The 7947-nt window shown below is 60.0% G+C and carries 7 protein-coding genes; 1 reads left to right on the forward strand and 6 read right to left on the reverse strand.

Going from position 1 to position 7947, the window contains the following annotated elements; translation table 11 throughout:
* The first annotated feature begins 49 nt into the window (after positions 1-49).
* A complete protein-coding gene (locus OLX23_RS25340; RefSeq protein WP_264448145.1) occupies positions 50-448 on the forward strand; it encodes a MerR family transcriptional regulator in 399 nt (132 codons plus the stop codon).
* On the opposite strand, the gene OLX23_RS25345 is transcribed toward OLX23_RS25340, so the two are convergent.
* From OLX23_RS25345 to OLX23_RS25365, 6 genes are all read right to left on the reverse strand, one after another.
* A complete protein-coding gene (locus tag OLX23_RS25345; protein WP_413629942.1) occupies positions 445-579 on the reverse strand; it encodes a copper resistance protein B in 135 nt (44 codons plus the stop codon). The two genes, OLX23_RS25340 and OLX23_RS25345, sit on opposite strands and share 4 nt — an antisense overlap.
* Positions 515-1420 (reverse strand): copper resistance protein B, encoded by a 906-nt coding sequence (locus tag OLX23_RS25800; protein ID WP_413629939.1) that lies wholly within the window; start codon positions 1418-1420, stop codon positions 515-517. The genes OLX23_RS25345 and OLX23_RS25800 overlap by 65 nt, the downstream gene beginning before the upstream one ends.
* On the reverse strand, positions 1417-3216 hold the full coding sequence (locus tag OLX23_RS25355; protein ID WP_264448147.1) for a copper resistance system multicopper oxidase: 1800 nt from the start codon (positions 3214-3216) through the stop codon (positions 1417-1419). The genes OLX23_RS25800 and OLX23_RS25355 overlap by 4 nt, the downstream gene beginning before the upstream one ends.
* A 700-nt stretch (positions 3217-3916) precedes the next feature.
* Positions 3917-5878, reverse strand: a complete 1962-nt coding sequence (locus OLX23_RS25360; protein ID WP_264448148.1) for an AAA family ATPase — start codon at positions 5876-5878, stop codon at positions 3917-3919.
* A gap of 438 nt (positions 5879-6316) precedes the next feature.
* The gene (locus tag OLX23_RS25905) at positions 6317-6934 is read right to left on the reverse strand and encodes an SH3 domain-containing protein (RefSeq protein WP_413629940.1); all 618 of its coding nucleotides are present in this window, start codon (positions 6932-6934) and stop codon (positions 6317-6319) included.
* Positions 6935-7153: 219 nt separating this feature from the next.
* Positions 7154-7660 (reverse strand): MucR family transcriptional regulator, encoded by a 507-nt coding sequence (locus OLX23_RS25365; protein WP_264448149.1) that lies wholly within the window; start codon positions 7658-7660, stop codon positions 7154-7156.
* Positions 7661-7947: the final 287 nt, after the last annotated feature.

A 7947-nucleotide genomic window follows, 5' to 3' on the forward strand; every position in this document is an offset into this window, starting at 1 on the left:
AGAGACTATGGCGTGGACCTATGCACCCTGAAGCCACTATAGGGTCAAGATGAAAATTGGCGATCTTGCGAAACTGACCGACACGCGTGTCGAAACTATCCGTTTCTACGAAAAGGAGGGTCTGATTCCTCCGCCCGCGCGGACTTCGGGCAACTACCGCATCTACGAACAATCGCATCTAAACCGACTGTCCTTCATCCGGCGCTCGCGCGACCTTGGCTTCACACTCGATCAGGTCCGGCACCTGCTACGTCTGGCCGACGACCTCGATGCGCCCTGCGCAGAGATCGACGCCTTGGCCCAAGACAACCTGATCGTGATCGACCGCAAGATCGCCGACTTGTCGGCGCTCCGGCAGGAACTCGCCAAGCGATTGCATGGGTGCAAGACGGGAACGATTGCTCAATGCGGGATCGTCGAAGCGCTGTCTCCGCGTCCTTGCCCTTAGAACCACGCGCGAATGCCAGCGACGAAATTGACCCCGCCGGTTGAACCGCCATTTTGCCTCGCCAGGTCAGCTGTTTCGCCAAATTTCCGTTGCCACGAAACGCCAAGATAAGGCGCGAACTCTCGGCGGATCTCGTAGCGTAGGCGCAAGCCCGCCGCCATTTCGACGAGCCCGGACCCGATCCCGTTCGTTCGCCATCGTCTGCGCGGAGAACGTTGCTTCCGCTCTCGGCTGCAAGATCAGGCGCTGGGTGATCCGTTGATCGTAGTATCCTTCGGCGCGAGCGAGCAGATCACCTTTGTCCGACAGGAACAACGCGCCGTCGACCTCGAACCAGTATGGCGCGAGTCCTTCTAGGCCAAGGACCGCGAAACTGCGCTTCGGCCCAAAACCGAGATCCTGGCGCAGGCCCGCCTGCAGGTTGAAGTAGGGACCGATCGCACGGCTGTAGAGCGCCTGGACTTCGGCTTCCTCGACGTCACCGCCAAGCAGGCCTCCGCCCTCGGTCTTCACAGTGATGCGATCGACGTCGCCGCCGAACCAAGCTTCCGCGTCCCAGGCGTAACCGTCGCGCGCCTTGCCCGATCTGATTTCAAACTGGTCGACCATGACCTGCGAATAGGTCATTCCTCCATGCTCGCGCATCATGCGCTCACGTACCGGCTCCATCGCCTCCGCGCCCCAGATCCGGTCGGCGTAGTTGGCTTTCGGCGGAGCTGGCGCGGCTGTCGGACCAGCGAGCGCCGTCTCCTCGGGTATCGTTTCGACCAACGTGTGAGCGCCGTGATCGGAATGCGAGGTCTGTCGGAGAACGCAATGTCCCATCGCTGCATGCTCGGGCAGGCACGATCCCGCGGCGGGTGACGTGGGCGCCGGACTGGCGCCGTGCGTAGTGTGGTCCATCGACTGCGCCAAGACGGGCTCGCCCCAGAGGACCAGAATGAGCGCTGCAATGCGTACGGTTGCCCTCATGCAGGCTCGCCTTCGTCCGGTCGAACGGTGACGATCTGCATCATGCCAGCGTGCATGTGATAAAGCAGATGGCAATGGAACGCCCAGTCGCCAACGGCATCGGCGGTGAGGTCGAACGTCACGGTCCCGCCTGGCTGGACCTGAACCGTATGCTTGCGAGCGGCAAATTCCCCGTGCCCGGCAACGAGCTCGAAGAAATGTCCGTGCAGATGGATCGGATGCCCCATCATGGTGTCATTGACCAAGGTCACACGCACACGCTCGTTCTTGCGGAACGCGATCGGCGCCGTGACCTCGTTGAGCTTCACGCCGTCGAAGGCCCACATGTAGCGTTCCATGTTGCCAGTCAGGTGGATGCGAAGTGATCGGCCCGGTGCGCGAAGGTCGGGATTGCGCTCGACTGCGATCAGGTCTTGATAGACGAGGACCCTGTGCCCCACATTTTCGAGCCCCTGGCCAGGTTCGCCGGTTCGATCGACGGGCATCGGCGAAATGGTCTGAACGGTTGGCGTGTCCTTCACCTCTGGTGCGACCCGCATGTCGCGCATCGCATGGGCCATCTTGCCGGAGCCGTGATCGTGCGCCGCGCCCTCGCGCGCCGGCGCACAGTGCCCCATTGCTGCATGTTCGGGCGAGCAGGATGACGCCGGAGCCTTCGCCGTCGGCTCCATACTGCCTATGCCCATGTCCTTCATATCGGCCAATGGTCGAGCGCGGAGCGGCGGCACGGGCGCGATCATGCCCGCGCGCGGGGCCAAGGTTGCACGCGCCAGACCGGAGCGATCCACCGTCTCGCCGATGATCGTATAGGCCGTGCCTTCGGTCGGCTCGACGACGAGGTCGTAGGTTTCGGCGACCGCGATCTGCAGTTCGTCGACCGATACGGGCCGCACCGCCAACCCATCGGCCTGCACGACGGTAAGCGTCAGCCCTGGAATGCGGAAGTTGAACGTCGTCATCGCCGAAGCGTTGATGATGCGCAGACGGACCCGCTCGCCTGGCCGGAACAAGGCCGTCCAGTTGTCCTCTGGGCCGTGGCCGTTGACCAGATAGGTGTAGGCGACCCCAGTGACGTCGGAGATGTCAGTTGGCTCCATCCGCATCTTCGCCCAGGCCAACCGATCCCGCTCGGTCTGATCTCGACCGGCAAGCAGACCCGCGAGCGTCTGCTTCTGGTAATTGAAATAGCCGCCCTGCTGCTTGAGCTTCTTGAACAGGGTGTGCGGATGCGCCTGGCTATGGTCGGACAATACAATGACATGCTCTCGATCCGAGCGAATGGGATCCTCGCCCTTGGGATCGATCACGATCGGGCCGTAGAGGCCCAACTGCTCCTGCAGCCCCGAATGGCTGTGATACCAATAGGTACCGTATTGCCCGATCGGGAACTCGTATACGAACGTCGAGCGAGGCTTGATCCCAGGGAAGCTCACGCCGGGAACACCGTCCATGTGGAAGGGGAGGATGAGCCCGTGCCAATGTATGGAGCTATCCTCATCGAGCGCATTCTCCACATGGAGGCGCACGGTCTGTCCCTCGCGAAGACGGATAAGGGGCCCTGGCACCGTACCGTTGATGCCGATGGCGTGACTCTGACGTCCACTGATCGTCATCGTCTGATGGGCGATCCTGAGGTGGATGTCGTCGCCCGATATGGCGGGCAACGTGCGGACCAAACCCGATGATGAGGGCTGCGCCCAGGCCGGCAGCCAAGCCGCAAGAGCGGCGCTACCGCCGACACGGACAGCGCCGCGCAACACTCCTCGTCGATCGATTGGGCATTTTTGCCCGATCATCGTCGATTTCCAGATGTAACTGATATTGGACGCCCCAAAGACTCTCCCTTGGCATGGAGCAATTCAGTTCTCGAAAATCTTGCGGGCATGGAATCTCGCCATTGCTAGGATTCCGATGCCATAACTCCCGTACCATAGTACGGAGTCAAGATGGCCCGCCAGCCAATGCGGTGACGCTCCGCCCTTTGATATCGAGGTATCGACGTGAATGGACGGGGGGGCGGAGGAATTCTGGCCCGTTGAACGTCAGCAAGGTTGGCGTCTGTCACCCCCGCGCTCGGACGCGTTCAACGGCAGGTATTGGCATCGCCAGACTTTCATGATGCCTGCGGCGAACGGCGGACTTTGGTCGGTAGCAGGCGGTCGGGCTGGGAGGGGGCGGCAGCGCCCAACGAAGAGGCCATTGCCGATCGATCTGGACTCGCTCGACACCGGACCTTCTCTCCGGCTGAGGTATGGCATACCGTGATAGCTCAAAAGAAAGTTTGAGTGTGATTTTCGCGATTGCCATCACGGCCACCTCCGTAATCGCCTGGACTTTTCTCGAGGCCGTCGGGCGGACTTTAAATTGCGAAGGCAACGCTCGGCCCAGCGGTCCGAAGCGATTCTTTTTTTTGCCGGAGAACCCGTTGCTTTTTGGTGGGCACGACAGATGCGCGGCTACCGGAAAATGGCGACGGTAACCGCGTCTCGCAGCGACTTAGAGCAGCTTGTTATACGTGTCGAAAATCGCCTGGGCCCTATCAAGCGTTTTTGGCACCGCCCCCGTCTTCGCGTCGAGCATTTTGGGATTTCGGATGAGCCAAGCGGCAGGCGTAAAGTGGTCGAATTGGGGCGTATCAGGGGGCATTAATGCGAAGGCTGCCTCAGCTTGCTTCACGAGACGATCCGTGCCGTTCCCAGCCTTTTTCAATGTTTCTGCTGTCTGCTTTTGCTTATCCTCGAGCTCGTAGGTCCCGTTGAGGATGGTGGCGAACAGATCCGGTTCGAACATGTCTTCGATATCAGCTTCCGGGCGCTCCATGAAATCAGCCATGGTGTAGAAGTGCTCGGCCTTTAGCACTTCGGCGCGCTTCAGGTCCTCAACCTTGCGATTGTCGCCCTTGGCTTGGTCGGAAAGCACCGCGATATGCAGGGCGTTGCCCGCGAACATCGCGACAAACGGTCTGATCTTATCGATGCCGCCTGCGGGGCATAGGGTCCATCTGGCATCAAGGCCTGCCCTACCGCGCCGCCTGAGCGCATCCGACAGGGCTTGGATGTAAAGTATATCACCGGGACCTTCGACGAGCATTGTGTGCTTGCCGACGAATAGCGACTGGGTGATCTCGTACCCCAGCGCACCCTGCAGGGGAAACAGCGTATCGGGGTCGCGGGTGAGGACGTCACTGCGAACCTTGGTTCCGAGTGGCATACGCCGCACGCCCTTCATTTCGACTTGGTCCTCGACAATCCGGACCGACGCTAGCTCATCTGCGGGCACCATGAACGGCGAGTGGGTCGAGTAGATGATCTGGTGATGCGGCGCGAGCTTGTCCTTGAAGAACCGAAGCAGATCAGCCTGGGCCTTGCCATGCAGGGTAAGGCCCGGCTCATCAAGCAACAGCACGACCGGGGTCTCTTCGTCTTTCACCTGCGCAAACTTCACGAGGAAGGAGAAGAACCACACGAAGCCCGCGCTCCGCTCCGAGAACGGCGTGTCTACACGGTGAAGCTGATTGTTGATGCGTGCCCAAGCGATTGTGCCCGAATTGAGCGGGGCCTGGTCTCCCGGCCGAGCCTGCTCCACGCGGACCACGACGTTGAGGTCCGGGTTCTGAGTCCAGTATTCCAGCACTTGGTCGGTGATGTTGTTCGATGCTGCCTGAAGTCGGGCGTTGAACGTCTCGTACGTCGTGACGTTTGTGATTTCGTCGATCGATACCCCGGCATAGTCGAGAAACTCGGAAAAGAGCTTTGCCCCACGGTTTTCTTCGGTATTTATTTGCCCGCTCGCGATTAGCTGGCGCGTCTGCTCCAGTTGAATTGCACCGTCCATGCGATCGTAGGACGAAAAGTACATGAACTTAGGCAGCATCGCCTTGATGAGATTGTTCACCTCGTTCGTGACGGAACCTTTGGCGTCCAGGTGAGCCTTGAGTTCCTGATGCCGCGCGGTCGGTGATGAAAGTTTAGCGAGAGCGTCGATCAGATCGGAGGTGGTGGTTATCTGGGCGAGAACTGCCCGCTCGGATTCGTCCAGCGCGAAACGGTCGTACAGGTTTGCGAGCGCGGCTAGATAATCGAGTTCTGCATTGACCACGATCCCGGCACCGTAGCGGCGCTCGATGGTAACTAGATCATTCTTGAGAACGCCTTTTCCGACAGCGGTCTCGATCTTCGACCGGTCCGGCGTCTGGAGGCGCCACTTGGTCGAAATCGCCAATGCTTCGCTACCTCCGTGGCGCGCCTCGTATTGGGTCAGTAGCCTCCGGGGGTAGTCGCGCTCCTTATCGAAGATCGCTGGCGTCGACGGATGAGGATTTAGTGCGGCAAGGGCGAGCAGTATGGCACTCTTGCCCGCCTCGTTCTTCCCGACGAGACACGTCACTGGGTCTATCGAGAATTCTTGGCTGTCATCGACCGACCTGAAGTTGGTGATGTGGACTTTTTCGAGCTGCATGTGGCCCCCTGATCTATTGTCATCGCGAGAATTTAGATCACGATCGAGCAATTTCAACGCATGAGCGTTGACAGACCCGCGGGCGAACTTCGTTTTTTTCCGATTTTTTGAGGGATTGTGAGTTTGGGTCTTCCACCCTGTTCCGGCTCGGCATGCTACTTGGACTGGAAAAAGCCTTGCTGGTTATTGAAGCTCACGCGATCGCGACGTCAGCCAATCAAATAAAAGTAGCTAGCATATCACACGCTTAGTAAGCGGGCTTGTCAGCCCATCCGGCCGCGGCGACGGTGCCAGAGGCACTTGAATGAACGGCCGGTTGTTGCGTTTGAGCCTTTCAGTCCGGTCTCTCCAACCAACCTGGCGCAATGAGCTGCCTGAATGAACGTCCGTTTCTCGCTTTTCCCTTCGGATTTCGGAAGGTCCGCGACGTCCAACCGATCAGACCCCATATCGCTTGTTCCCGCCGCTCGTAATACAATATCGCCCGCCCCGTGGTCCAATGCATACGCGTGATCCGCGGCAAGGGCAGCTCGAGCCACCGCTATAGAGATCATTTGATCTGGATCGCGTCGAGCGAGCTTGATTGTAAGTGGCGCGCGCCCGGCGAGGTTTCTCCTGCCGCGCGCGTGTCCTGCGCTCGTCGCTCAGAGATACATCCGGAATTTCGTAGTTGCTGTCGGCGCTGATGTTGGAATTCAAGAGCCCGTTCGGCCGCGTCGAATGAGTGCCGGGTGCTGCCTTCCCGTAGCTACGCTGCTGCGGCCCAGATCCGCCGAGGGGTGATCTGTCGGCCAAGAGGTCGGATCGAACCCAGCATCGTTGGGTCCCGTCAACACGTGACCATCCATCACGTTGGTCGCTGATGGCCAGTTGTTGCCCGCGGCGCAGACCTGCCACAACGGGTGAGGCAGGTGACGCATCCGATCGACAATTGAGCGAACGAACAGAAACGTATCTTGTCTCGTTCGCCGCGTTTGTTGGATCCGATTGAGCCTCCGTGCACCCGCCCGTGGCGACGATCGCCATCATGCAGATCAGCGTTGATATCCTGCGCATATTTCCCCCGTCGCCTCATCCGCAAATTTGGAGGGTGGGCGCAATCTTTAGCCGTTCGAGAATGGACTGAATTGGGGGCAATCGCTGGGCGCAAAACATCGCCGCCGATGGAAGCAAGGCACCAAAAAGCCCCACGGAGCTGGTCCGCGGGGCGATTTAGCGCCGGGGGCGGTGATTGGCTGCGGACCTGATCAGGCCGGCGTCACCGTCGATGCTAGCCTAGGCTTCTGCGCCCTCGGCCGCAGCCTTGGTTGCACGGGGGGCTTTGGGTTTCGTGGCCGCCTTGCGCGGCGCCACCTTCGTGCCGGGCTTACGACCAAGACCGATCTTCTTGGCCAGGCCGCGACGCATCTCAGCGTAGCTCTCGGCCACCATCGGATAGTCGGCCTTGAGGCCATAGCGCTCGCGATACTCGGCCGGCGTCAGGCCGTGAGTCGAGAGATGGCGCTTGAGCGTCTTGTAGGGCTTGCCATCGATCATGGAGATCAGATGATCCTTCGAGGCTAGCGAGCGGCGCACAGTCACCGCCGGCTTGTATTCGGGCTCCGAAGGAGCTTCGGCCTCCACAGCGGGCGAGCCAGCCAGGCCAGCAACAGCGCTATGCATGGTCTGCAGGAACCCCGGAACCTCCTCAGCGGATGCGCGCGTGTTGGGATTGGAAAGCCAAGCGATCGTCAGCTCGGTTGCAAATTCGAGGAAGTTGTTGTCGGGGGTGGGCTCGGCCATGGGCGCTATCTCCATTTTGGATGAATTAGCTCTAGTCATTAGCCCCCTCAGGTCAACGCAGCATTTTCGACAATCGATGGCAAGCATCGCCTAAAAATAGGACTGGCTACGTATAGGAACGTGGGTGGGCAGCTTGGCAAACAGCCGGCGAAGGCTGCTGGATCGTAAGCGCCAACGGAAGGCGGCGTTGACGTAGCTCTATTTCGTCTTTCGCTGTCGTGGGCGCCATTTCTTGGCGAGCGCTGCGAAGCGGATGTGGATCAGATCGATGTCCGGCTGAGCATGGG

Source organism: Novosphingobium sp. JCM 18896 (assembly GCF_025938095.1).
Lineage (GTDB): Bacteria > Pseudomonadota > Alphaproteobacteria > Sphingomonadales > Sphingomonadaceae > Novosphingobium.